Origin of the sequence: Streptomyces sp. NPDC057137 (genome assembly GCF_042670825.1) — a bacterium.
GTDB lineage: Bacteria > Actinomycetota > Actinomycetes > Streptomycetales > Streptomycetaceae > Streptomyces.
In genome coordinates, this window is record NZ_JBHUUW010000149.1 from 1 (window position 1) to 1,277 (window position 1,277).

Below are 1,277 nucleotides of genomic sequence, written 5' to 3' on the forward strand. Positions count from 1 at the left end.
GTGATGACCTGATGCGGCTCTACCCAGACCTTGGTGATGTGCAAGCGGCGCGGGTCCTGGATTCGTTCGAGTTTCCTGCCGGGCGGGAACGGGCCATGGAGCTTGCTCTGGTGCGGCGTCTGGGGGATGGCCCGCTGGAATTGCAAGCCATTGGGCTGCGCGATATTCCTGTCGAATTTCGTCAATACCTCAATGCGACCACGACGCTCGATCAGGCCAGGCTGCGGCTACAGGGTATAGACCCAGGGCGTACCGCCCCTGTTGCCCTGCCGGCGGCGCGCGCGAGTGTCATCGTGACTCAGCAATGGAAGTCCTGGGGCACGAAGATTGATCCTGCCTTGCTGCAGCGTAAGTCTGATGCGTTCATGGCCTGGGAATACAAACCGGTTTACAGCCAGCAAACGGGTTGGTCTCAGCAAGAGGGCATCTTTATTAAAGTCGATGATCTTTACTATCGCACCCATGACCAATCGGACTGGTTTACAGGTACTGCAAGCATCTACAAGCCGGGTGCGACCTATGATGACTTTGACAGCTTTGAGCTGATGCTGCGCAACAACCCCTCCGAACAACAGATGATCGCGACCTGTGATCGGGCCACCAAAGAACTGGCGACACAAAGCTGGCAGGTAGTGGAGAGAAGACCGTTTGAGAAAACCATCACGGCCTATGTTCAAGAGGCGTTTCCAGACTTGACTTCAGTGAGCCACACGCAGATCGCTCGGGCTGTATTCAATAAGTATCGCCAGGACTACAAGTATGTGGACATGCTGCGGGTGTGGCGCACTGGGCAGACAGCCTTGGATACCCCTTTGTCACTGCTCGAACTGACGCGGCACACGATAGGATCGAACCCGAGGGTTCCTTTGGGGCGCGCGCACGAAGGTACGCAGCCAGCAGCCTGGCGGCGTGTGGATTTTGCTTCGGATCGCTTTGAACCGCACTTCAATCACGCCGTCACGCGTCCGGGGCCGGTGACGCTGCGGGCATTGATGACCGAAGTCATGGCCAAGGTTGCCCATGGAGAGCTTCTGGAGGTGTCAGGCACCAAACTGCTGTTCAGGCGAGCCGGGGACGATAGGTTGTATTGTTTGCACCTGGTCGATACGTCGGAGGCGTTTATCGCTGACCGGGGGTTCCGAAGATCCTTACAGCGACCCCGGGACTATCGGGAGGTGAGTAGGGGGCAATTTGAGCTGCAGTACACCAGTTTCAGAAATACGGACTTCGGTACGGCGCTGAATAACCAAAAGGTCATTAATCTGATTGGCGGGCTC

General features: G+C 56.9%; 1 protein-coding gene. It reads left to right on the forward strand.

The annotated features are described in order from the left end of the window. Positions 1-1,277 (forward strand): hypothetical protein (locus ACFT9I_RS40285; protein WP_382572882.1); only part of this gene is annotated, 1,277 nt, incomplete at both ends.